Genomic DNA, 26,480 nt, shown 5'->3' with positions numbered 1-26,480 from the left:
TGTAAGCGGTGCAACAAGCGCGTCTAGGAACCACCCTCCTGTATTGGTAGTATTCTCTTAGAGAATACTACCAATACAGGAGGATTTTTTATGGATTCAGAAGTAATGGATGTAAGACTTCAGAGCTGGATACCTGTGCTTAAGGCGCAGGCTGAAAGTGGACTCAACAAAAGGGAATTCTGTGAAAAACATGGCATTCCCGAGAACTCTTTTTATAGATGGCAGCGCAATGTCAGGAAAAAGATGCTCAAAGACGGTGCTGACATGCAATCACTGTTCGATACTTCAGAAGACAATGGGCAGGGTGCCTTTGTAGAGCTGCCTATGGTTCAGTCTGTACAACAGCCAAGTTGTTCGCCGGAAGTTATTGCCCCGCAGAAACCATCTTCCATGACACTCTCATTTCACGGAGTCTCTATAAAACTGGATGGATCAGTCGATGAAGCCGCACTCTCTTCTGTACTAAGGGCGGTGAAGCATGCTTAATGCTAACGGGCTTACTTTTTCAAAGGTCGTTATTCTGGTTGGGCGCTGTGATCTTCGCAAGGGTATTGATGGACTCTCCGCGCTTGTAAGACTCAGATATAACCGTGATCCATTAGAAAAGGACACGCTGTTTTTATTCTGTGGCACACGTAAAGACCGGCTCAAGGGAATCCTGTGGACCGGAGACAGGTTCATACTTCTTTACATACGTCTTGTGGAAGGTTCCTTCCAGTGGCCTCGTTCTGAGGAGGAAGCACGGAATCTCTCCGGAGAAGAATTCATGCGTCTGATGGATGGATTCTCCATTGACCCTTCAGTCGGTAAAAAACGTGTGCCTGACCCTGTACGGATTGAACGCAGACACTAAAAAACATAGTGATAATTCATGAAATAATTACCACTAGCTTATTGACACTAGCATAGGTATGTGGTAAATTATCACTATGGAGGACAAGAAGATGTCTATTGTAAAGCACACCGACAAACGTTCCGGAGTTACCTATGTATATGAGTCCGAGTCCTACTGGGATAAGGAAAAGAAGCAGCCACGCTCCAAGCGTACCCTCATCGGAAAGATCGACGAAGAGACCGGTGAGGTGATACCGACTGGAAAGAGTGGGAAAAAGAAATCAGAGGCAGCCGTTACCCCGGAGCAGACAAAGACTCCCGAAGCTATCACTGACCATGTAAGACTTCTTGCTGAGAAGGATGAGATCATCAGCTCATTAAAGGCAGAGAACAGACGCCTTTTAAAGGAAAAGCAGGAAATGATCGAGGCACTTGACGTACTGTTAAAGAAATGGTCATGAAACACTGAGGGAGGATGCAGGGATGAAAGCAGATAGGAAAAACTTTGAAAAAACCATAAATGGTCTGGGGGAGTACTATCTGCGAGAGCTCTGCATGTCCATGTATGACATGATCGAGGAAAAAACGCTCAGGGAAAATGCAAGTGACAGGATAAACACGGAAAGTGCCCTCGCATTCCGTGCCATGCAGAAAGAGCTCGAAGACACAAAAAAGGAGCTTGGAGACTGCAAAAAAGTCATTGCTAAGCTTAATGAACAGCTCTCCCTTAAGACTAGGATGATATTCGGACGTCATACAGAGAAATTCATTGATTCCCTTGAGAATGCGCAGAACCCTCCTGAAGAGTTTGAGGATGAAAGCCAGGTTGAAGATTCCGATGAACGTGGAAAAAAGAAAGGAAGCCTCATAAGTTTTGAGGATCTCAAAAAGTCACGTTCTGAAGATCCCGGTAAAGACGGGCAGAACAATTCCGGCAATAATGGCAGCCATGTAACAAAGGACAACGGTTCTAAAAAAGGTACACGTACAGCTAACCTGTATGAATCCATAATGAACCTTCCTATGCAGCTGCTTTATGACCTTGATATAGACAAGCTCAATGAAGAATACGGTGAGGGCAACTGGCGAATAGCCAGTTGGCACGAACATTTCACTATCGAAAAGATAGAGTGCCCCATCTATGTAAAAAGGATATTTACTCCTGTGATATCGTCAGGTCTTGAACACAGGATGTCGACCGTTCCCTATAAAAATCCCATAAAAGACAGATCATATCTTTCAGCATCACTCCTTGCAGACATACTGTACAGGAAGTTTGTGCTTGCGCTGCCCTTCTACAGGCAGTCCGATGACTACAACAACTGGGGGCTTGCCCTTTCAAGACAGGTCATCATAAGGTGGGTAAACGAACTCGTTCCTGTGATAACTCGCCCGGTCATAGAGTACCTTACAGAGCTCATGCTGCAGTGCAGGTATCATCAGTGTGATGAAACATATCTTCTCGTAAACAGAGACGGAAGAGCCGCAGGAACAAAGGGTTTTCTCTGGGTTCACAGTACCAGTGAGCTGGCTTCCTGCAATCCTATAATACTGTTCTTTTATGAAGCAACACGAGGCACTGACCACTTAAGGAAACTCCTTCTTGAATTCCATGGTTATATCACCTGTGATGCATATATATCCTATCATGTTATGGAGGAAGAAAGTGAAGGAAGGATCCTGGCTACAGGATGCCTGATGCACTGCCGCAGGTATTTTGCCATTGCACTTTTTGTCAATGACCTGAAAGGACTTACGGATGAGCAGATACTTGAGATGCCCGAGGTAAAGGCCCTCATGCTGATAAGGGAAGTCTACGAGGAAGAAAACAGGCTTAAGAACATGACAGCTGATGACAGACTCCTTGCAAGGAAAGAGTTTGTTGCCCCGAAGATGGGTTCCCTGTTTGAATATATCCATGAACTGGCCGAGTCAGAAATGATATTCTCCGAGAAGCTTGCAAAAGCCATTGACTATGCCATAAACCAGGAAGTATACCTTCGAAGGTTCCTTGAAGATGGAAACATCCCATGCGACAATGGAAGCAGCGAACGCCATATCCGTGGTTACAGCGTGGGCAGAGCCAACTGGCTTTTTGCTGATACCGTTACCGGAGCAGAGGTAAATGCTGCCATGTATTCCATTGTGGAGACTGCAAAAGCAAACAACGTCAATCCTTATACATATATCAAATATCTCATAGAAAAGATGCCGGAACATCTGGATGAATACGGAAATATCACTGACCGTGAATGCCTTAAGGACATGGTCCCGTGGTCAGATGCATTCCACACTTACGAAGAGGAATGCGCTGAAAACAGGAATCAGATGTATTCAGGCATGTTCCCTGCACCTGTAATTCCAAAGCCGCCACGGAAGACCGCAGAAGCTTCCGATAATCCTGTGGCAGATACAGCCTGATCAAAAATCACAAAAAAAAACCCTGCGGACACATGGTCTGCAGGGCAGTTCGTATGCTTGTCTTTCAAAACTTGTAAAAATTGCAAAAGTTTTGAATGATAGCTGATTGATCTCATAAAAAAGGCAGCTCTCGGGTTGAGAACTGCCTGGTATGGTTTCACATTTTCAATTGTCGGACATAAGCTTTTTTAAGAGATCATCTGCACTGTTGGCTTCGATTCCGTAAGGATTTGAACAGTCCTTATAGTTGGCGTGATATGAGACTTTTCCATTATCGTCAAGTGTAACACCAAATCTAAGGAATTCTTTATTACCGGAATAGGCTTTTTCTATATCTTTCATTTCATTAACTGACTTATCAATTACTTTGAGTATATTACGCTTATCGTCATCGCTGCCGTATGTCAGTTTCTCAAGCAAATCCGTAGACATGAGCATATTGAACTTAGTACTATATCTCCAAAGACTTGCTCCGGAAAATATATTCTTTGGTTTGAGATCCTCACCTGTAAAATGCGTATTGATGCTTAAGTCATGTTTTGAATCAGAATAGGTCTTCTCAAGAATATCGATAGTTGATCTCCGTACAGAATTTCTATTCATTTGTGGATCATTCTGATATTTAAGATCACGGAAATCACTAAATCTACTGTATGCTTTATATAAAAGCTTTAAACTATCTTCATTCCAATCAAAGATTTCAGTTACCCCATCGTGTTTTTTTATTCGACTATTTATGGCCTCATCCAGGAGCTTGATATAATCAGCATAGCCATCCGGATCTTCTACTCTGAATGCATATAGCATACTGTCGTTGCCTAACCAGTCTTTCCTGTCATAACCTATAAATTCTTTACTGCAAGATTCCCAGGGCTCTCGTTGACTGGTTACACCTGCTTCTTTATAATTCTCGGTTGAGTTTGAAACAGATTCTGATAGTTTCTTTCCTTCTTCAGAAATCTCAACAGAAACAGCACTTGACAGCTTTTCTTTAAGCGGATTATCTGGGTCTTCAGCTAATATTTGCTCTAATTTTTCTTTTATAAATACTGGTTCAGCCTTTTTAGGAATGTCAATCTTAGGAACTTGATCCTTTAAACCTGGATCATATCGTAAAAAACCCGGATCTTTTATAATCATAGTCGACCTCCATGTACAACTTTGATAACAAATAGTATCTCATTTACGATATCGGCTAATAACTGCATTTTAATAATAGCAAATTATAAAAAACCAGAAACAATATAATCGTTTCTGGTTTCAAAAGCCCGTGTACGCGCTTGTTGCACCGCTTACAAAAAACTTGCTTGCTGTTGAAAATCACCCTCAAAATCCTACTAAAATCAGGCTGAAATGGATACCAAATTCAGTTTTTTCTCAATTATTTCCAAAAACGGTGATCAAATGATATGTACCCAGAATCCCGGACACATATCAATGACCACCGATTTCAATCTATCTTATACACTTAATCTGACGTTCAGCTGGCGTCCTTTAAATCCTCTTGATTCGTACTTATCATTGTTGATTACATACTGAGCCATGGAAACATCGCCTAAACTGTTTCCGAATGAAAGCACAGGCACTTTTCCTATCTCAAGCGAAATTGCACTAACCTTGTTCATCTTAATGGTCTTGATGATGAGCTCTACACCTAGAATCACATCATCGTCCTGGGAGTATACATATTCAAGTCCATCTGTATCTCCCTGGCCTTTTGCTACCATGCTATAACTCATTCCAATTACTCTGTTTTCAGAAATCGGGAGCTTATCCTTTATAATAGCTCTGCAAACTGTTCTGTCGGAACCGCTGTCTATATCGCATTAGAAGTCATTTTCATTCAGGTATTCAACAATTGAAACCATTGGCTTATAAATCGAAATTTTGTCTTTCAATCTTCTATATATCCCGCTTTAGTAACAAGGAATAGTCCGCACAGGATAAGACCGACTATAATTCCCTCTCCCATTCCCTGGAAAAGCACAAGTAATACTACAATTGCAATATAGGAATTCTTTGTCTTTTTCTCTGAGTACTTATCAAAAGCGTAGCCATTGTCCCTTATACTGGACAGATTTTTATGAAGGACCTTGAAAAGGAAAAAGTATATCACACAAAGTACAGCACAGCATATGAGCTGAACAGCAAAATACTGAGCATACAAACCACTCTCAGTCAGGTTAGCCATTTTAATAACATTGAAAAATCCCATGTCAGCATTAATTGAGCCTGCTGCCGTTGCAAGCTTTTCAGGATCCTGATAATACATATTTATAAATCCCGCCATCAGTATAGCTAAAACTGCACCTACTATGCTTCCTACAATACCAACAACAAATAAATTTCTGATCGCCTTCGCGATGTTTGCAGCTATATTGGCATTCTTTTTGATTCCTTCCATATTGTATCTCCCTTCATAAGGTACTAATTGTAGGACATGTAATTACTCTTTAATTATATGTAGATAATTGAATGCAATTCAATTAGTACACTTGTTAAATAACTATAAACATTCCATAAAGGGGATTCCTTGTTCACTTAGTGTTTTTCTAAAAAAAGGACTATGACTTCTTGCCCAAAGCGCGTAAGAAGTCATAGTCTATTGGAGTTTTATAGAAGGTTATTTGGAAGATTATTCCCTATTCACAGATTATTTCTTATTCACAGTTTTTTTCTTAGTCGCAGTCTTCTTTGCTTTTGTCTTCTTAGTTTTTACCTTCTTATCCTTCTTTACTGTAATATTACAGGTTGCCTTGTAGCCGCCTTCCTTAGTCTTGACGGTAATTGTTGCTTCGCCTGCACCTACTGCTGTTACAACACCGTTTTCATCAACGGTAGCAACCTTCTTGTTGCTGCTACTCCACTTAACATCCTGGTTGGTGGCTTTCTTAGGCTTCAAGGTTGCCTTTAAGGTATAGGTCTTACCCTTTTTAAGAGTCTTCTTTGACTTATTAAGCTTAACTCCCGTTACGTCTACCTTCTTTGTAACAGTAACCTTGCACTCAGCCTTGAACTCACCATCCTTTGTGGTTACAGTGATGATACATTTGCCCTTTTTCTTTGCCGTTACAAGTCCTTCTGCTGAAACCTGAGCAACAGTTCCATCACTTGAAGTCCATGTGAGTTCCCTGTTTGTAGCATTCTCAGGCTGAATCTCTGCAACAAGCTGGTATGTTCCTGTCTTTCCGATGCTGACTTTTTTCTTATTAAGCTTTATTCCTGTTACAGGAATTACCATTTCTACATTTTCAGTCTTGGGAGACTCTGTCTCAGTTTTTGTATTATCAGGTGTTGTTACCTCGGGGGTAGTTGTTTCAGGGGTGGTCACCTCCGGTGTGGTTGTTTCAGGTGCTGTTACCTCGGGGGTAGTTGTTTCAGGAGTGGTTACTTCCGGGTTGGTTACAGCAGGTGTTGTTTCCTGAGGCGTATTATCGGCAGGTTTTGTAGATTCTGACTGACCGGGATTCTCCGGTGTCGCAGGATCTTGTGCACCCGGCTCTTCTGTACCAGGCTCTTCTGTTCCGGGTTCCTCTGTTCCAGGCTGTTCTGTACCGGGCTGTTCTGTACCGGGCTCTTCTGTTCCGGGCTCTTCTGTTCCGGGTTCCTCTGTGCCGGGCTGTTCTGTACCAGGCTGTTCTGTTCCGGGCTCTTCTGTTCCGGACTCATCTATATCTTCAGTCCTTCCCTTGATAGCAATATCTTTTGATGTGTAGCCCTGGCTCTTAGGTGTGTTGAAGTATACTTTTGTTGTGTCGGCAATTTTCTTATCAGCAAGCTGTGAGGAACCTGCTCTGTTAATAATGAGGTTGAGATCACCCTTTTCAATAGCCTCTGTAGGAACATCAGTATAATACCAGCCGTCGCCTTCACTATACATACGTGTTCCCGGCCATCCGCCAATTATGTTGTTGTACTCAGGTATACTTGACCATACATATGCATGGCATTTTCCCCAGTCATTATCATCGTAATAGTAAATTCTTGTAACAGGTGTACCTTCAGGATATGCCGGTACTATCTCCTCTTCAGGTGCCCCAAGAGCTTCTTCCTTTGAAGCAAAATATCTGTCATCATAAACGAATCTGCTCTTGATATTCAGTATCTTAAGATCACCTGTCTGTTTTCCATTACCTCCATTATTGAAGATGATGTTAAAGTTGGATCCTGCGCCTGCGGGAACTGTTACCTTCCACCAGCCATCGCCCTCATCCTCACAGGGTGTTCCTGGCCATTCTCCAAAGCTGTAGGCTTCCCAGGTATATGCATTTACAGTATCCCAGTTATCCTTGTTATAGAAATATACTGTAGTTTCATTTGCTGATATTCCAAGGTCCTTTTCAGCTTCTTCTTTGGATGAGTACTGCTTTACATTCCACTGTCCGGCATCATTTTTTCCGGTAAGCGCAATGTACTTGTCATCACCCTTTATTTCTATGTCTACAGTCTGTGTTCCATCGGTATTGAAAATTACAAAATACTTCTCATCTGCTCTGTCCTTAGGAAGCTTTAAGTCTGCACGAATCCAGTATCCACCCTCATCGTAGGTGTTCTTTCCCGGCCACTCCCCTGCAATCTTCTGTCCACCATCGTACCAGGAATAGATGTTGGCGTATTGCCACATATCTGTGTTGAAGAGATATACAGAATCTGTCACAAGTCCTAGCGCTTCATCCGTTAGTGCTTTTGAATCATAGATGTCTGTCTTTTCAGGTGTTACAAAGCTCTCTTTTCCATTCTCAATTGTGTAGCTCTCTGTGCGATCTGTACCATTTGTAAATACTACCTTGAAGTTCTCAGAAGCAACATTAACTCTGTACCAGCCATCGTTCTCACTTATAGCATCAACGGGAGCTTCTGCATCATCAACAATAGCCTGTACTTTACTCCAGTTATAAGAGTTATTGAAGTGAACAGTTGTGTAGCTTTCTGTTGTAGCTTCTGTAAGGACTACTACTGCTTCCTTCTGAATTACACCATCAATTGTTCCGTCTTTTACTATGAAAAGATCATTTTTTCCTGATACCTTATTTACATAATTACCATCAGGAAGTGTTGTCGCACCCTTGATTGCAACAGGGTAAGAAGCTGTGTTAACAAGTACTGCTCCGTCTGCTGTATCATCGCCTCTTTCAACCATTACAACATGCATATCACCACCGGGATTTGTAAGCTTCTCAGCTTTTCCTGTCATGGCTTTTCTAAAGTTATTTACTGCTGTAACCTCAGGAGACTTGAACAAGACATTTCCTGCCGCGCCAAGTACATTATCACCGAATGGATTCTCTCTTGAGCTTCCGCTTGGTCTTGAGAAAAAGAGCGGTGTGCCGTCTTTTCTTGCAGTAATAATTGCCCATGCTTCCAGGGTGTCATTATCGTTTATTGCAAGGTACGAATTGTCGTTGATGTAGTTGTCGTGAGACTCAACCCAGGTTACAAGCTTATTGCTGTCTGCTGTGTAAGCTCCGTCATCATATATGCCATAGCCAGCGAGCTTATCTGCAGATACGTTGTCGCCTGAAACTGCATTTCTGATTGTTCCACCATAGTTACTTGCTGTTGTTCCTCCGATATAGTGCTCATATGCAGCAAGTCTGTCATTATCTCCCTGAAGGACTTCACCATATACAAAGAGATTATCGTATGACTTACCATTCCCTGTCTCTGCGGCATATTCGTTAAGAGCTGCTGCCATGTTGGGATAAAAGCTGTTTCTTCCCTCATCCCCTTCATAGTTTCCTGGAACCGGATCATCGGGAAGTGCTATATGCTTAGCTGTATCTATACGAAATCCGTCTGCACCGCAGTTTACACAGTCATCCAAATATGCATAGAAATAATCCTGGAAATCTGTGTTTTCAGTATCAACATCATACAGACCACCCATCGCGTAATAGGTTACGTTAGCACGATCGCTCCAGTTGCTGATTCCTGTTGTATAATCCTTATGAAAAAGGTTATCCCATCCGCCAACGGCATCAATCATGTTCTGTGATACCTGATCTGCTGTGGGAGTTGTATGGTTCGGAAGAATATCTACGATAACTCCGATACCATACTTATCAGCTTCGTTACACATCTCAATGAACTCATCTCTGCTACCAAGCTGATAGTTACCGATTGTCCAGTCTGTAGGCTGATAGTGGTAATACCACATACCATCTGTTCCGTTGAGCTCACCGTTAAGTGATAATGCATTATGTGTATCAAGGCATGCATTTATAGGTGAGGTCTGAACTGCTGTAAATCCTGCCTCAGCAATTGCAGCCATGTTCTCTTTTATGGTATTAAAATTCCAGCAGAATGCATGAAGTATGGCACCATCATGAATTGATGCGCGGTTTACATTTGCACTGTTTGAGATATTCTCTTTCTCATGCTTCTGGGAGTCCTTAGCTTTCTGTTTCTTAGCCTCGATATCATCAGCAGTTTCTTCCTCTGAGGAAAGTGTTGAAGCCTTGGTCGTTATATCAAAAGCATCCTCGGAATCTATAAGCTCCGGATCTTCATCCTCTTCTTCCTGATTCACGGTTTCGTCTGTATTATTCTCATTCTGAGATTCTGTAGATTCCCCCGGAGTTGACTCCGCAGACTGGTCTGTATTCTGATCTGTAGCGCCATTTGTCGTTTCTTCTGCAGATCGATCATCTGTTGTACTTTCTGCCTGTTCTTCTGAAGCCTGTCCAGTTGTACCTTCTGCCTGCTCTCCTGAAGTCTGCTCTGTTGTACCTTCTGCCTGTTCTCCTGAAGTCTGCTCTGTTGTACTTTCTGTTTGCTCCTCTGATGCCTGCTCTGTTGTACTTTCTGTCTGTTCTTCTGATACTTGCTCTGTAGCCCCTGTAGTTGTAGCTTCTTCTGTGCCTTCACTATCTGTGCTTACGCTTTCTGTCCTGCCTTCGTCTGTCGTACTCTCCGCTTCTGCTGCTTCATTTTCTGCTACAGACTCTTCCTGTACTACTGCAACATTTTCCACTTCACTTGCAAGGGAAACAAGTGATGCCCCGGGTGCACTCATTGCCAGTGAAGCACCAAGCCAAACGGACATTAACCGTTTTACTATGTGTTTACCTTTTCTCATTACTTCCTCCGCTATTATTACTATATTCATTACTGTTAACCGATTAACTCAATTGATATAGATTATAGGTTTGGAGGTAGTCTTAAGTCAATTATTCAAAGGTATAGTATTTGGAAAACGTTTTTTGTGAAAAATATACAAAAAGACGCTTAACTTCCATACAGTTGAAAGCTAAGCGTCTTAAACAATCGCATTACTTAAACTTCACACATCAATCAGGTCTTATCTTGTATAAAAGAAAAAGAGTCAAAGAACCATCCCCTTGACTCCTTGACTCCCATTTTAGTTTGTATATCCCATCAGGTACTCGTCTACTTCCTTCGCGCAGGCTCTGCCTTCAGCGATAGCCCACACAACAAGAGACTGGCCTCTTCTCATATCACCTGCGGAAAAGAGCTTTGTGCCTTCAACATTGTAGCTTCCCTCCGGAGTAATAACTGTTCCGCGCTGGGTTCTCTTAAGAGAGAATTCCTCAGCGGTGTAGTCTTCGCATCCGATAAAGCCAGCTGCTATAAGTAAAAGCTCACACTTAAGCTTCTTCTCTGTACCGGGAACCTCTACAAGTTTTCCCTCCTTGAAAGTAACCTTAACTGTCTCGATTGACTTAAGAGCACCCTTCTTGTCAGTTTCGATACTCTTAACTGTGGTTTCAAATACTCTGGGATCACTTCCGAAAACATGAATAGCTTCTTCATGGCCATAATCTGTTTTCAGGGTCTTTGGCCACTCAGGCCATGGGTTGTTTGCAGCTCTCTCTACAGGAGGCTTAGGCATCATCTCAAGAGCAGTAACTGACTTTGCACCATGTCGTATTACAGTTCCGATGCAGTCATTACCTGTATCACCACCGCCGACAATAACTACATTCTTGCCTGCTGCATCAATGTATCCGCCATGCTCAGCTAAAGAAGTAACCTTTGTATCCTTAGATCCCATGAGGGCTTTGGTTGTACTTGTAAGGAAATCAACTGCGTTGTAAACACCCTTTACCTTGGCAGGATCAGCAACAGGAAGGGGACGCTCCTTCTTCGCTCCGCAGCATAGAACTACAGCATCAAAACTGCTAAGCATCTCCATAGCCTTCTTGTCTTTACCTACATTTACGTTTGTGTGGAATACAACTCCCTCATCCTCCATGAGCTTTCTTCTGCGCTTAATTACCTTTTTATCAAGCTTCATGTTAGGTATGCCATACATGAGAAGACCACCAATCTCGTCCTCTCTCTCAAACACCTCAACGTTGTGTCCTCTGTGATTAAGCTCATCCGCTACTGCAAGTCCGGAAGGTCCGCTTCCTACAACCGCAACCTTCTTACCGCTTCTTATCTGGGGAATGAAGGGTTTGATGTAGCCTTTTTCATAAGCTGTTTCAACAAGATATAATTCATTGTCATGAACTGTTACAGCATCCCCATACTGTCCGCACATACATGCCTTCTCGCAAAGTGCCGGACATACACGTCCTGTAAACTCAGGAAAATTGCTGGTCTTATGAAGTCTTGCAAAGGAGTGCTCATCATGTCCTCTGTAAAGTTCATCATTCCACTCAGGTATCAGGTTGTGCAGGGGACAACCTGTAAACATGCCCCCGAGATTCATTGCTGACTGGCAAAAGGGTACGCCGCAATTCATGCAACGTGATGCCTGTTCGCGTCTCTTTTCTGTATCCAGTGGCTTGTGGAATTCGTTAAAGTTTTTGATTCTCTCAGCCGGTGGTACGTCTGTGTTGTTTTTTCTTTGATATTCAAGAAATCCTGTATCTTTTCCCATTGGTTCTCCTATCGTAATTCCCCTCATCCGCCCTTCGGGCACCTTCCCCCCAAGGGGAAGGCATTATTTGTTCTTTTGCTTCCTTTCCCTTGGGGGAAAGCTTTATATTTGTTCTTTTATTGCCTTCCCCTTGGGGGGAAGGCATTATTTGTTCTTTTGCTTCCTTTCCCTTGGGGGAAAGCATTATATTTGTTCTTTTATTGCCTTTCCCTTGGGGGAAGGCATTATTTGTTCTTTTATTGCCTTCCCCTTGGGGGGAAGGTGCCCGAAGGGCGGATGAGGGGACCTCCTTTACGCTAATTCTTTAAATGCCTCAAGTACTGCGTGTTCGTGATCTATTCCCTGTTCCTCGTATTTACCGATAGCTGTGAGCATCTTCTGATAATCATTCGGAACAATCTTCTTGAAATCAGGAATGTAGCTCTCAAAATTCGCAAGAATCTCAGCACCGTACTCAGAACCTGTCTCAGCAACATAATCTTCAAGAATATCACGAAGCTCTGCTATATCGTATTTTTCAGTGAGCTCGCAAAGCGAAGCCATATCCTTATTCATTCTGAGATAAAGAGTGTGTTCCTTATCAAGGACATATGCTATTCCACCGCTCATTCCGGCTGCGAAGTTTTTACCGGTCATTCCAAGAATAACCGCTCTTCCGCCTGTCATATACTCAAGTCCGTGATCACCGCAGCCTTCTGAAACAGCGATTGCACCGGAGTTTCTTACACAGAATCTCTCTCCTGCAACACCGCAGACATAAGCTGTTCCTGCTGTTGCACCATAAAGAGCAACGTTACCAATTATGATATTTTCATGTGCCTTGTAGGTTGCCTTATCGGAAGGTCTTACGATTACTTTTCCTCCGGAAAGTCCTTTTCCGAAGCCATCGTTTGCATCACCATAAAGCTTTAAGGTTACGCCCTTAGGAAGGAATGCACCAAAGGACTGTCCGCCGCCACCGTGAGCTTCTACCAATACAGAATCATCCGGAAGTGCATTCTTAAAGTCAGCCGTTACTCTGCTTCCAAGAAGTGTTCCAAAGCTTCTATCCGTACTTGATATATTTGCTTTGATGGTAAGGACAGGCTTTTTAGAAACTGCAGAACCATCAACCATTGCGGATTCAAGGCTCTCCTTAAGTGCTTTCTTAGCCTTATCATATTCAGGAATCAGTACCTTTTTATCTAATGTTTTATCAAGTCCGAAGTCATATACATCCGCAGGATCAAAGTGATTCTTCTCCCTGCCTGCATAGGCTCCATCCAAAATCTTTCTAAGATCGGCAGCATCCTTGCATCTTGCACCGGGTACGCTTCTCATCTTCAGGCAGTCTGTTCTTCCGACCATGTCGGTTAACTTCCTAAAGCCAAGCTCGGCCATGATTTCACGAAGCTGTCTTGCAACAAAAAGCATGAAGTTCATTACATGTTCAGGCTTTCCTGCAAAGCGTTTTCTAAGCTCCTCGTTCTGAGTTGCAATACCGACAGGACATGTATCCTTGGAGCAGACTCTCATCATCATGCATCCCATACATACAAGGGGTGCTGTGGCAAAACCGAATTCCTCCGCACCAAGAAGCGCAGCGATTGCAACATCGCGGCCTGTCATGAGCTTACCGTCAGTTTCAAGAACTACTCTGCTTCTAAGACCATTATCAAGAAGTGACTGGTGTGCTTCACTTACTCCAAGCTCCCAGGGAAGTCCTGCGTGGTGAACTGAGGATGAAGGTGCAGCACCGGTTCCTCCGTCATATCCTGATACGAGAATTACCTGTGCACCGGCCTTTGCAACACCTGATGCAATGGTTCCTACTCCTGCCTCTGAAACAAGCTTTACTGAGATTCTTGCCTTGTCGTTTGCATTTTTAAGATCGTAGATCAGCTGTGCAAGATCCTCAATTGAATAGATATCGTGATGAGGCGGAGGTGATATCAGTGCAACTCCGGGTGTTGAGAAACGGGTTGATGCAACCCAGGGGTACACCTTTTTACCGGGAAGATGTCCGCCTTCACCGGGCTTTGCCCCCTGTGCCATTTTTATCTGAATTTCCTTAGCACTCTGCAGATATCTGCTCGTTACACCAAATCTTCCTGATGCAACCTGCTTTACTGCACTGTTCTTATTAGTACCAAAGCGGGCAACATCCTCACCGCCTTCACCGGTGTTGGATTTTCCGCCAAGCTTATTCATTGCAATGGCAAGTGTCTCATGCGCTTCCTTTGAAAGAGAACCATAGGACATGGCGCCTGTCTGAAAACGCTTGACAATCTCTGTTTCGCTCTCAACTTCTTCAAGCGGCACCGGATTTCCTGCTGGCACAAATGATAACAGCGCACGCAGTGTATGAGGTCTGTCCTCATCATCAACCATCTTCGTATATTCCTTGAAGCGCTCATAGTCATCCTCACGAACTGCTCTCTGCAGAGTAACTATAGTCTTCGGACTATACATGTGATCCTCTTTGTCTTCACCGCTTCTGAGTGAATGGAAGCCGATGGAATCAAGAGTTGTATCAGTGGAAAGTCCAAGGGGATCGAAAGCCTTGTTATGACGAAGCTCCACATCCTCTCCGATCTCCTTTATGCCTATTCCGCCTACGCGGCTTATTGTTCCGGTAAAATACTTATCTACAAAATCGCTTGCAAGTCCGATTGCTTCAAAAATTCTTGCTGACTGATAGGACTGTAATGTTGAAATACCCATCTTTGCAGCGATTTTTACTACTCCACCAAGAAGTGCCTTATTGTAGTCGGCAATTGCTGTGTGATAGTCCTTATCCAGAATTCCGATATCTATGAGTTCTGCGATGCACTCTTGTGCAAGATAAGGATTGATAGCACGTGCACCAAAACCTAAAAGAGTTGCGATCTGGTGAACATCTCTGGGTTCTCCACTCTCAAGGATGAGTGATACAGCAGTGCGCTTTTTGGTTCTGACCAGATGCTGCTCAACTGCAGACACTGCAAGGAGTGAAGGTATAGGCATGTGGTTTTCGTCAACACCTCTGTCAGAAAGAATTACGATGTTAACGCCATCTGCCACAGCTCTGTCAACTGAAATGCAAAGCTGCTCAAGTGCTCTTTCAACCGGAGTATTTTTATAATATAGAAGTGATATCTTGCTTACATGGAATCCGGGCTGATCAAGTGCCTCTATCTTCATCAGGTCTACGCCTGTAAGGATAGGGTTATTTACTTCAAGCACGCGGCAGTTATCGCTTTTCTCCTTCAAAAGATTACCATCAGATCCGATGTAAACCGTGGTGTCGGTTACAACCTTCTCTCTGAGTGAATCAATGGGCGGATTGGTTACCTGAGCAAATAATTGTTTAAAGTAACAGAAAAGAGGCTGATGATGCTGTGAAAGCATAGCAAGCGGGATATCTGTACCCATTGAAACAGTGGGTTCGATTCCGTTCATTGCCATCGGCATAATCTGATTTTTTACATCTTCATAGGAATACCCGAAAACTTTATAGAGCTTATCGCGCATTTCCTGTGTGCTTCTCGGGATCTTTTTATTAGGTATTTCAAGAGAGCCAAGGTGCAACAGATATCTGTCAAGCCACTCTCCGTAAGGCTTTGCACTGGCATATCTCTGCTTACATTCTTCATCTGAAATGATGCGTCCCTCTTTAGTATCAACAAGAAGCATATGTCCGGGTGAAAGACGTGACTTCTTAAGAATGTTGTCATCCGGAATATCCAGAACTCCGACTTCTGATGCCAGAATAAGTCTTCCGTCCTTTGTGACATAATATCTTGAAGGACGAAGTCCGTTTCTGTCCAGGGTTGCTCCAAATACTTCTCCGTCTGTGAATAGCACAGCTGCAGGACCATCCCATGGCTCCATCATAGTTGCATAGTAATGATAAAAATCTTTTCTTTCCTGCTCCATGAAATCGTTGTGCTTCCAGGGTTCAGGAATTGTAAGCATCATCGCAAGCGGAAGGTCCATTCCATTCATGTAAAGGAATTCAAGAGTATTATCAAGCATTGCGGAATCTGAACCTGAGGATGCGATTACAGGATACACTTTTCCAAGATCATCTCCGAAAACATCGGAAGACATGGTCTCCTCACGGGCGAGCATTCTGTCACTGTTACCACGGATTGTGTTGATCTCACCGTTGTGCGCTATCATCCTGTATGGATGTGCTCTCTGCCATGAGGGTGTGGTATTAGTTGAAAAGCGGCTGTGAACAAGAGCAACCGCCGTATGATAATCAGGTGATAACAAGTCCTCATAGAAGTTTCTGAGCTGCCCTACGAGGAACATTCCCTTGTAGACAATTGTCCTTGATGAAAAAGAGCAGATGTAGGTATCCTCTGAGGATTTCTCATACTCACGTCTAAGCTGATAGAGTCTTCTGTCAAATTCAATTCCTCTCTCTGCATCGTCAGGTCTCTCAATAAAACACTGACTGATATATGGCATGCAGTTTCTTGCAACTTCGCCGAGAATCTCAGGGTGAATTGTGGCGTCTCTCCATCCGAGAACCTTGAGTCCTTCCTTCTCTGCAATCACTTCAAGCATGCGTTTTGCAAACATTCTTTTCATTGAATCCTGCGGAAAAAAGAACATACCTATTCCGTAGTCACCGGCATTTTTAAGATTAATGCCTGCCTTCTTAGCTTCCTTTGAAAAGAATTTGTGAGATATCTGAACCAGAATTCCGACACCGTCACCCACTTTACCTGTAGCATCTTTTCCGGCTCTGTGCTCAAGTTTCTCGACAATACTTAAAGCATCATCGAGTACTTTATTGTCGGCCTTTCCATCTATATTTATAACTGCACCGATACCGCAGGCATCGCGCTCATTCATCCAATTGTCCATTTTACCTACCTTTTTCCTAGCATTACGCTTCAGTGTAGCTCCAAACAAAGTGCGCATATTTGCTCGTGTTGGACCGGGCACTTTACTTGAATCTCCACTGAAGCTGTCTTTTCTAAAATACATAAACTGAATATTCAAAGGTGCACTACACCCCTATGAGTGTAGTGCATCTGTTGACTATTCATCATTAGTGAAGTAGTTAAATATTACCTAAGCGAGAATAACATCTGACCATAAGTCGGGTAGCTGAGGTACTTGTCAGGGATAAGAGCTTCAGCTTCGTCAGCGTACTTTCTGAGCTCGTCCATGTCAGCAAGGATTGTCTTCTGGTAATAACTTGCCTGATCAAGGAGATCTTCCTTATCCTCAGCCTTCTTAGTGTCAGCCTCGAGTGTTGCAAGCGCTTTGCACATTCCTGCAGAAGCCTCGTCGATTGTCTTAAGAACTCCGGTCTCAAGAACTGCACTTCCGTCTCCGAGAAGGCTCTTCTTCTGGGTTATCTCCTTACCAAGATCCTTCTGGTATGAAACAATGCCTTCTGTCAGGTCTTTTCTTACCATCTCCTGCATTGTGAGTGCCTCGATGTGAACTGACTTTGAGTAGTTCTCAAGAAGGATGTCATATCTTGAGTGGATTTCTTCCTTAGTGAAGATGCCGTGCTTTGTGAAGAGATCAATTGACTCATCACTGATCCAGTAAGGCATTGCATCAGGAAGTGACTTAAGGTTCGGAAGGCCTCTCTTTGCTGCTTCCTCAACCCACTCGTCTGTGTATCCGTTTCCGTTGAAGAGAATTCTCTTATGTGCTACAAGTGTTTCCTTAAGCACCTCCATTATCTTTTCCTTGAGCTCATCTCCGCTATATGCTGAGAGCTTCTCATATAGCTTTGCTACTTCTTCAGCAACTGCTGTGTTAAGTACGATGTTAGCGTTTGCTACTGAAACCGATGAACCGGGCATACGGAACTCGAATTTGTTTCCTGTAAATGCGAAGGGTGAAGTTCTGTTTCTGTCTGTGTTGTCCTTTGTGAAGTGAGGAAGTACCTTTGCCCCCATTGCCATCTGAACCTTGCCCTGGCTCTCATATGCTTTTCCTTCCTCTACTGCCTGCAGAACCTGGGCGAGCTCATCACCTACGAAAATTGAGATGATAGCCGGAGGTGCCTCGTTTCCTCCAAGTCTGTGATCGTTTCCTGCTGATGCAACAGAGAGTCTGAGGATCGGAGCATATTCATCTACAGCTGAAATAACAGCCATGAGGAACAGCAGGAAAGGAATGTTTTCGCCAGGATTTTTTCCGGGATCAAGAAGGTTCATTCCTGTATCTGTGCAGACTGACCAGTTGTTGTGCTTACCTGAACCATTAATTCCCTCAAACGGCTTTTCATGTAAAAGGCATGCGTAGTTGTGCTTATCGGCAACTTTTTTCATAACCTCCATTGTGAGCTGGTTGTGATCAACAGCGATGTTAGCTGTCTCAAATACGGGAGCCATCTCATGCTGTGAAGGTGCTACCTCGTTGTGTTTTGTCTTAGCGGGAATACCAAGCTTCCAAAGCTCTTCATCAAGATCATGCATGTAAGCGGAAACCTTGGGCTTGATAACACCAAAGTAGTGATCCTCCATCTCCTGACCCTTTGTCGCAGGTGCACCGATAAGGGTACGTCCTGTGAAAAGAAGGTCCTTTCTCTTTTTGTAGAAGTCCTTATCAATAAGGAAATACTCCTGCTCAGAGCCGATTGTGGTGTTTACGCGCTTTACATCCTCGTACCCCAGGAGGTGGAGCAGTTTTACAGATTCCTTGGACAGAGCTTCCATCGAGCGCAAAAGAGGTGTCTTCTTATCAAGCGCTTCTCCGCCATATGAACAAAATGCTGTCGGGATGTAAAGAGAACCATCTTTTATGAATGCAGGAGATGAAGGATCCCATGCTGTATAGCCACGTGCTTCAAATGTCGCACGAAGACCACCTGAAGGAAAACTTGATGCATCAGGCTCACCCTTTACCAGTTCTTTTCCTGAGAACTCCATGAGAACTCCGCCGTTGTCAGTAGGTGAAATGAAGCTGTCATGCTTCTCGGCTGTAAGTCCTGTCATGGGCTGGAACCAGTGTGTGAAATGTGTTGCACCATTCTCGATTGCCCACTCCTTCATGACTGCAGCTACTGTGTTCGCTACGTCAAGCTCCAGGTGTGAGCCCATTTCTATAGTCTTATGTACTGCCTTGTAGATATCCTTGGGAAGACGCTCCCTCATTATCTTATCGTTGAATACAAGACATCCAAATTCTTCTGTTAATTTACTAGCTTCTATCATATTCTCCTCCTTTTATATCCCCTCATCCGGCACTCCGTGCCACCTGTCTTCACTCCGTTTCGGTCTGCGCAAAGCCGACATCCCCCGGATGTCGTGCGCCCCCAAGGGGAAGGCTTTATATTTTGATGAGGTTTCATTATCATTTACCACTTGCTCCGTAGTTGCTGAGTACTCTTGCTGACGGGTCATTGACGTCGCAGCCCTCCCAGCTCTTATTGGGCATCCAGAAATCTATAACCATATCTGACTGACCCTCATAGTACTTTTCAAAGATCTCTCTATATAAAAGCGATTCCTTTGTAAAAGGTGTCGCATGTGTATACTTCTTTACTTTTTCTGCATACTCCTCATCTGTGTAATGAGCCTCTGCATATTCCATAAGGTCATCTCTAAGCGAGTGTCCAACAGCATCGGAAAATGCAGCCTTCTCTCTCATCAAAATTGAGTGAGGTATAAACTTGTCTTCTTCAAATGATTTACGGAGAAGATATTTTCCCATTCCGTATGTGTTAAGCTTCTTCTCGGGATCTATGCTCATAACGTAGTCCACGAAATCAAGATCACCAAACGGAACTCTTGCTTCCAGAGAGTTGACGCTTATGCATCTGTCTGCACGAAGTACATCATACATGTGAAGCTCTCTTACTCTCTTTTTTGCTTCCTCCTGAAAAGCTTCGGCGTTCGGAGCAAAGTCCGTGTACTTGTATCCAAAAAGCTCATCAGAAATCTCACCGGTTAAAACTACCTTTATATCTGTATTTTCATGAATCCATTTGCACAAAAGGTACATTCCGATGGAAGCTCTGATTGTTGTAATATCGTATGTTCCAAGAGCCTTTATAACCGGTTCCAAAGCATCAAGCACATCCTGTTTTGTAATAATCACTTCATGGTGATTACTGTGGATATAATCTGCAACTTCTCTTGCATACTTAAGGTCAATGGCATCTATGTCCATTCCAATTGCAAAGGTCTCAATTGGCTTGTCCTGGAGACTTGCTGCAACTCCGCAAACCAGAGAGGAATCCAGACCTCCTGAAAGAAGGAATCCAACAGGAGCGTCTGCATCCAGTCTCTTCTTTATTCCATTAAGGAGCTTATCGTGAATGTTCTTTGTTATAGTTTCGAGATTATCTGTTCTGACCTCTTTTACACAGGTCATGTCTCTGTAGCTTATAAATTTGCCGTCCTCATAATAATGTCCGGGCGGGAACGGCATTATCTTTTTGCACACGCCCGTAAGGTTCTTAGGTTCAGAGGCAAATAATATGTAGCCATCCTCATCATATCCATAGTAGAGCGGTCTGATTCCTATCGGATCTCTTGCTGCGATGAACTTCCTTTTTTCATCATCGTAGATAACCATTGCAAACTCTGCATCGAGAATTGAAAACAGTTTAGTTCCAAGCTTCTCATATAAAGGAAGTATGATCTCACAATCACTGTCGCTCTGGAAGTGATAACCAAGAGACTTCAGATATTTTTTCAAAGAGTTAAATCCGTAAAGCTCTCCGTTGCAGATAACAGCATTGCCATTCAGTTCAAAGGGCTGCATTCCTTTGCAGTTAAGTCCCATGATTGCAAGACGGTTAAATCCAAGCCATCCTCCCTTCACCTTTAAGGTCCTTGATTTGTCAGGACCTCTGGATGCTGTTCTTTGGAGCATTTCTTCAAAAAACTCCTTACTGATCTCTTCTCTTGTATATGTGAGAATTGCGCACATATTACTGTTCCTCCTGGTATTTCATTTTTATATGAAGCATTAAGCTGACACCACTCAGACTTAATACTCACTACTTTATTTATTCAGCGTCAGCGAGGGCGAGCACGCCTTCTTCGCCGGTGCGAATCTTAACAACATTATCAATGCTGTAAACGAAGATCTTACCATCTCCGATCTTACCTGTATAAAGTGTTCTCTTAGCTGCTTCAATAACGTCCTCTACAGGAATCTTACTTACAACAACCTCAAGCTTAATCTTGGGAAGGAGTGTTACATCCATCTCAACTCCGCGATACTTCTGGCCTGAACCCTTCTGAACACCGCAGCCCATAACCTGAGTTACTGTCATACCTGTTACACCAAGATCATTCATTGCCTTACGAAGCTTATCGTATCTTGAAAGCTTTGTAACAATTACTACCTTATGAATTGCTGAATCTGTCTTAACAGGTGCTGTTACAACAGGAACTGAAGCATTCTTCTGGAACTCTGAAGCTGTATCGTAATCACTTGCTCCAAGATCTGTGTTTTCGTTTACATCCATGTTCAGTGTGTTTGAGATATCCATGAGTGCAAATCCTGAATATGCAGAAGCAAGACCATGCTCTGTTGCATCAAGACCTGTAATCTCCTCTTCCTCTGAAACACGAAGGCCAAGTACTGCTTTGATTACTAAGAATGTGATTGTAATTGTTGCTGCTGTCCAAATAGCTACTGCTGCAAAGCCTACAAGCTGGATTCCAAGAAGCTTAAATCCGCCGCCATAGAAAAGACCAACCATCTCATTTCCTGAAGCATCGGCGATGCTGTAACCGGGTGCTGAATTTGTAGCAAAAAGACCAACTGCAAGTGTTCCCCAGATACCGTTTAAGCAGTGAACTGCAACTGCACCAACCGGATCATCGATATGAAGCTTGTAATCAAGAAGCCAAACACCGAAGCAAACAAGAAGTCCTGCAACGATACCAATTACAATTGCACCAAAAGCATCTGTAACATCGCAGGGAGCTGTGATTGCTACAAGACCTGCAAGTGATGCGTTAAGACACATTGAAACATCGGGCTTGCCATACTTAAGCCATGTGAAAATCATGCAGGTAACTGTTGCAAGTGCAGGTGCGATTGTTGTTGTTACAAATACGCTGCCAAGCTGTTCGATTGATGTGCAGGCTGCTCCGTTGAATCCGTACCAGCCAAGCCAGAGAATGAAAACACCAAGTGCTGCAGCTGTAAGATTATGTCCGGGGAAAGCGTTTACCTTAATAACTTTTCCGCTTGCATCTCTCTCAAACTTACCAATGCGGGCTCCGAGGATTGCTGCACCGATCATAGCTGAGATACCGCCAACCATGTGGATACATGTTGATCCTGCAAAATCGTGGAATCCCATCTGTGCCAGGAAGCCGCCGCCCCATGTCCAGTGAGCTTCAATAGGATAAATGATTGCTGAAATAACTGCCGAGTACACACAATATGAAATAAATTTTGTTCTCTCAGCCATTGATCCTGAAACGATTGTTGCTGTTGTTGCACAAAACACTAAGTTGAATACAAAATTGGACCAGTCGAAATTTGCATAATTTGTAAAAATGTCAAATCCCGGCTTTCCGATGAATCCCATCAGATCCTCTCCAAGGAGTAAACCAAATCCGATAAGGATAAAAACCACGGTACCAATACAGAAATCCATCAGGTTTTTCATAATGATGTTTCCTGTGTTCTTTGCTCTTGTGAAACCGGCCTCACACATTGCAAAGCCTGCCTGCATCCAGAAAACAAGAGCTGCACCGATTAAAAACCAGACTCCGAAAACGCTCGCATCTATTGTGCTCATAATCTCTTCACTCATAATCTCTCCTCCAATGGTATGGTTCACAACATGCTCTGTAGATATCACGTGGTAACCATAAAAATAGCGGCGCAGATGGGGAGAGTATTACACCCTGATGCCCCATTGCACCGCATAAATGATTTCTTATAGTTTGCAAAATAGCTAAGTGATTATTTTGTGAATACTTGTATACACTTTCATGTATACGTCTCCGGAGTAGTATTCAAAAAGCTTCGTCTGTCAGATAATAACAAACGAAAAAGGCGCCTTAGAGTGTTACCTCTAAGACGCCCTTGTCTTTTATATTTTGTGATTGTACGCTCCTGTATACAATCTGTCAAGGAGTGATTTTAATCTTTTTGCAACTTTTTATCATGTTGCGATTTTAACATATTTCAAAGTGGATATTACTTAACTGTTACCTTTCCTGAAAGACCTTTCTTTACAAATAATTTTGCATATTATAGCGCATTTTTTTGTTTCGCACGCAAGAAGCCAAAATTTAATTAAAAGCCTCTCTGCTTCAAAGCATTTACAAGCTGAATATAGAACTCTCTGACATCAAAGCCATCAAAGTTTTCCCTGTTAAGATCAATCATGTCCCCATGGGATATTCCTCTTCCACCCTTAGGTTCCAGGAAAACATAATTCTCTCCCCATGGGAAGGATTTTTCTCCAACAAGTCCGTCATTTCTGCCATCAAAATATCTTACCAGATGGTAGGAAAAGTTAAGCGGGAATCTTCCACCTGTAGCAAATCCCATGTATGAACCTATACTCTGATAATATACCTTATCGGAGTCAGGTGTTCTCTCATTGAAAGCGGTACATGCTTCATGTGTAAGGTCGGTTACAGCCTCTATAAAGTTGGGATTAGGATCACCAAGCTTAGAAAGGGCTGCATTGTAGGTAGCAGCTACCTTATCCTTAATGCCCTGCCCAATCTTACTCAGAAGATAATCCGCAAACTCGCAGCCTCTGTGAGGTGTGTTTACTGTTGTGAGACTGGCAACCATATCCTCCACACCATATCTGGCAATAGCAGCACGTGAGTCGAGGCCTCCCTTGGAATGAGCTATGATATTTACCTTCTCACAGCCTGTCTCAGCAACAATCTGCTTTATTCTCTCAGCAAGCTCCTCTCCGCATTTTTCAACGGATGCTGCAGACTGCTGATTACCGTAGTAAACAGTCGCACCGTTCTGAATCAGTTCTCCTGAGATTCTGCCCCAGTAATTCAGGAAGGCAGGTTTAAAATCTCTGAAAAATACTCCGTGCACCATAAGTAGCGGATACTTTGTTTTGCATACCTGATTTGCATATCTCTGCTCATTTAGACCGATTCTGTAATTTTCAAAAAAAGCTTCATTCTCTGCTCTCTTAATCATTCCCGGAACGATCGCGAAAATGAATGGCAAAAACCATGCAAAGAAATATGATGCCGCTTTTGTAACAATCCCTGCCTGCGTGGAACTTGTCATTAAACGTATGCTTCCGTTCCAGTACAAAATCGACATGGTGATAAAAATTGCAAGTCCGGATAGTAGCCACGGTGTCAGAAATGTTAGCCTGAATTTAGGTATATGCAACATCAGATATCCCAGCCAGATTATGACGTTAATTATAGATGCCGCCATATAAAATCTAAGTAGCTCAGCGCCCTTAAGGCAGTTCCGGAGCTTCCTTGTTCGAAGTGATCCGGCATCAAGGCTTGGTACAATATTTATAAGTAAAAATAATCCTCCCAAAATAATGTATGGTATAACCGATTGAAACATCTCGGGTAAGAGCATTCCAAGGCATGGAAATACCACCGCTACTGCCGTAGCAAATGTCCGATAAACTTTTTTCATTTACTTCTCCTACAATTTTTTCATAAAACAGGCATTATATATATCTTCTCATGCCCGTCAATCTTCTTAAATTGAATCAATCACTTACAGTTCCAGCTCTCTCTGCAAATAGTCTGCAACTTCCCTGATTACTTCCTCTGAGAAAGGTGATTTTAACCCCATATACTTTATTGCATCATTGTAATCCATGGAGCCACCGATTTCTCCAAGCTTTTTAAATAACTCAGCGCCTCTCTTCTTATCCTTCTTAAACTCCATAGCAAGATAAACTGATGCCAGACTACATAAAGGATAGGTAATTACATATCTTGCAAATCTCCAGATTGCATATGAGCTGTACAAGGCACAGCCTTTTTCAAACAAATCGAAATTGTTGTAAGTAACCCCGGGGCTATACAGTTTTGTAAGCTCATTGTACTTATCAATTCTATCCTGTGGTGATGCCTGAACATTAGTGTAAAAATATGTTTCAAGTTCGTGGAACATACAATAGCCTGTAAATTCATCCAGCACATTAATTAAGTGCCCTTCAACATATTTATCCGCATCATCTCCAAAGACAGACTTCGCGTATGAGAGGGAAAATAATTCCATAGTCTTTGATGGTACCTCAGACAGATCCTGTACCTGATCATAGAACTCATGTAAATCATACCTGTTCATTGACAGCTGCATCTGCATCGCATGACCGAATTCATGAAACAGCGTATTTACCGCAGCTGCATCTCCAAGATAATTGCTGAAAACATAGGGAATCCTCTCAGAAAAAATCTGCTGTGCAAAAGAAAGACCTATTAGTTTCGTATCCGAACGCTCCAGATCAGTGTAGCCATTATCCCTCATTTTGCGATAGGTATCTCCCAGCATTGGATCCATATCATCAAAGGCCTGTTGCATTTTATCTTTTACAAATTCCAAATCTCCAACAGGTTTTGCATTACCATCAGCAAAGTATTTTCCTGTATCATCATTTGTATAGGTCTCCAGGTTAAGCCTCTTCTGGATTTTCTTATTGGATTTTTCCGAGAGTGGAAGAATATATTTCTTTACGTTTTTTACAAACTCATCAAATTCAGGTTCTCCATAGGAATACCTGTCTTTTTCTATATTGCAGTATTCAAGATAGTTGTTATAGCCATTGGCCTTGGCAAGCTTATCTCTGGTTTCAATGAGCTGACCAAGGTATTCTCCTATCTTTTCACCATTATCAGCATAAGCTTTTCTATATGCGTAACGGGCATTTTTCTTCACCACCGGATCATCGGATTCTTGTAGAATGCCTATCTGTGATGCTGATAATTTCTCGCCATTATAATCAAAAGTTATATTCGCTACGAACTTGGAAATATCAGCCAGTATCTCCTGCTCTTTGGCTAAAAACTCCTCGCCTGCCCCATGAAGCATTTTCTTTTTACTCACTGATTCCAGTAAAAAGGTGCCGTATTTTTTATCAAAATCCTCTTTGAAGGGGCTGCTTGCAATAGCTTCATATATAGGTGACACATCGAAGGCCTGACTATTCCCCATGCAAAATGCGCCCTCTTCTCCTGCCTCTTCATCTGTACCATCAAGATAGCTTGCGATAACAGCTACCGACATCATCGTCTCTACTCTGTCATATTCCTTCTGAAAATCCTGAAGAAGAGACAGAACTGTATCAAAATCAGATGCCGTCTTTATCTCATCCGCAACCTGATTCATCTTTTCCTTTAGCTTCTCATAATCAGGTCTTTCGTACTTAATCTCATCGTACTTTCTCATACCCCTGTTCCTCCATTATATTGATCCCCCTGAACTTTCGATTATACATTAGTTA

General features: G+C 42.9%; 15 protein-coding genes. 4 read left to right on the top strand and 11 right to left on the bottom strand.

Features of this window, described 5'->3' with window-relative positions:
• The first annotated feature begins 90 nt into the window (after window positions 1-90).
• From tnpA to tnpC, 4 genes are all read left to right on the top strand, one after another.
• Complete coding sequence (gene tnpA, locus G602_RS0103455; RefSeq protein WP_026657523.1) at window positions 91-486, top strand: IS66 family insertion sequence element accessory protein TnpA; 396 nt, start codon at window positions 91-93, stop codon at window positions 484-486.
• A complete protein-coding gene (tnpB, locus tag G602_RS0103450) occupies window positions 479-853 on the top strand; it encodes an IS66 family insertion sequence element accessory protein TnpB (RefSeq protein WP_026657524.1) in 375 nt (124 codons plus the stop codon). The genes tnpA and tnpB overlap by 8 nt, the downstream gene beginning before the upstream one ends.
• Window positions 854-944: 91 nt before the next feature.
• Window positions 945-1,295, top strand: a complete 351-nt coding sequence (locus tag G602_RS0103445; RefSeq protein ID WP_026657525.1) for a hypothetical protein — start codon at window positions 945-947, stop codon at window positions 1,293-1,295.
• Window positions 1,296-1,317: 22 nt separating this feature from the next.
• A complete protein-coding gene (gene tnpC / locus G602_RS0103440; RefSeq protein ID WP_026657526.1) occupies window positions 1,318-3,255 on the top strand; it encodes an IS66 family transposase in 1,938 nt (645 codons plus the stop codon).
• Between the two features lie 165 nt (window positions 3,256-3,420).
• Here the strand turns inward: tnpC and G602_RS0103435 are convergent, their stop codons facing one another.
• The 11 genes from G602_RS0103435 to G602_RS0103380 all read right to left on the bottom strand — a co-directional run bounded on the left by G602_RS0103435 (window position 3,421) and on the right by G602_RS0103380 (window position 26,425).
• Window positions 3,421-4,395 (bottom strand): DUF6033 family protein, encoded by a 975-nt coding sequence (locus tag G602_RS0103435; RefSeq protein WP_026657527.1) that lies wholly within the window; start codon window positions 4,393-4,395, stop codon window positions 3,421-3,423.
• A 320-nt stretch (window positions 4,396-4,715) separates the two neighbouring features.
• Entirely contained in the window at window positions 4,716-4,982 is a 267-nt protein-coding gene (locus tag G602_RS28535; protein ID WP_026657697.1) for a hypothetical protein, read from the bottom strand.
• Window positions 4,983-5,149: 167 nt separating this feature from the next.
• On the bottom strand, window positions 5,150-5,659 hold the full coding sequence (locus G602_RS0103425; RefSeq protein ID WP_026657696.1) for a hypothetical protein: 510 nt from the start codon (window positions 5,657-5,659) through the stop codon (window positions 5,150-5,152).
• Between the two features lie 249 nt (window positions 5,660-5,908).
• Window positions 5,909-10,333 carry a starch-binding protein gene (locus G602_RS28530; protein ID WP_049945025.1) on the bottom strand — a complete coding sequence of 1,475 codons (4,425 nt, stop codon included), beginning with the start codon at window positions 10,331-10,333 and terminating at the stop codon, window positions 5,909-5,911.
• A gap of 282 nt (window positions 10,334-10,615) precedes the next feature.
• Entirely contained in the window at window positions 10,616-12,103 is a 1,488-nt protein-coding gene (locus G602_RS0103415; protein WP_026657694.1) for a glutamate synthase subunit beta, read from the bottom strand.
• 291 nt (window positions 12,104-12,394) lie between these two features.
• Window positions 12,395-16,942 carry a glutamate synthase large subunit gene (gene gltB / locus G602_RS0103405; protein ID WP_044930937.1) on the bottom strand — a complete coding sequence of 1,516 codons (4,548 nt, stop codon included), beginning with the start codon at window positions 16,940-16,942 and terminating at the stop codon, window positions 12,395-12,397.
• A 206-nt stretch (window positions 16,943-17,148) separates the two neighbouring features.
• The gene (locus tag G602_RS0103400) at window positions 17,149-19,257 is read right to left on the bottom strand and encodes a glutamine synthetase III family protein (protein WP_044930905.1); all 2,109 of its coding nucleotides are present in this window, start codon (window positions 19,255-19,257) and stop codon (window positions 17,149-17,151) included.
• A 139-nt stretch (window positions 19,258-19,396) separates the two neighbouring features.
• Window positions 19,397-20,980: an asparagine synthase B gene (gene asnB / locus G602_RS0103395; protein ID WP_026657690.1), complete on the bottom strand. Its 1,584-nt coding sequence runs from the start codon at window positions 20,978-20,980 to the stop codon at window positions 19,397-19,399.
• 79 nt (window positions 20,981-21,059) lie between these two features.
• A complete protein-coding gene (locus G602_RS0103390) occupies window positions 21,060-22,829 on the bottom strand; it encodes an ammonium transporter (protein WP_026657688.1) in 1,770 nt (589 codons plus the stop codon).
• Window positions 22,830-23,317: 488 nt separating this feature from the next.
• Window positions 23,318-24,664: an esterase/lipase family protein gene (locus G602_RS0103385; protein WP_026657687.1), complete on the bottom strand. Its 1,347-nt coding sequence runs from the start codon at window positions 24,662-24,664 to the stop codon at window positions 23,318-23,320.
• 84 nt (window positions 24,665-24,748) lie between these two features.
• The gene (locus G602_RS0103380) at window positions 24,749-26,425 is read right to left on the bottom strand and encodes a M3 family metallopeptidase (RefSeq protein ID WP_026657686.1); all 1,677 of its coding nucleotides are present in this window, start codon (window positions 26,423-26,425) and stop codon (window positions 24,749-24,751) included.
• Window positions 26,426-26,480 lie beyond the last annotated feature (55 nt).

The organism is Butyrivibrio sp. AC2005, from assembly GCF_000424145.1.
Classification (GTDB): Bacteria; Bacillota; Clostridia; order Lachnospirales; family Lachnospiraceae; genus Butyrivibrio.
This window is presented reverse-complemented; position numbering and strand designations above follow the sequence as displayed.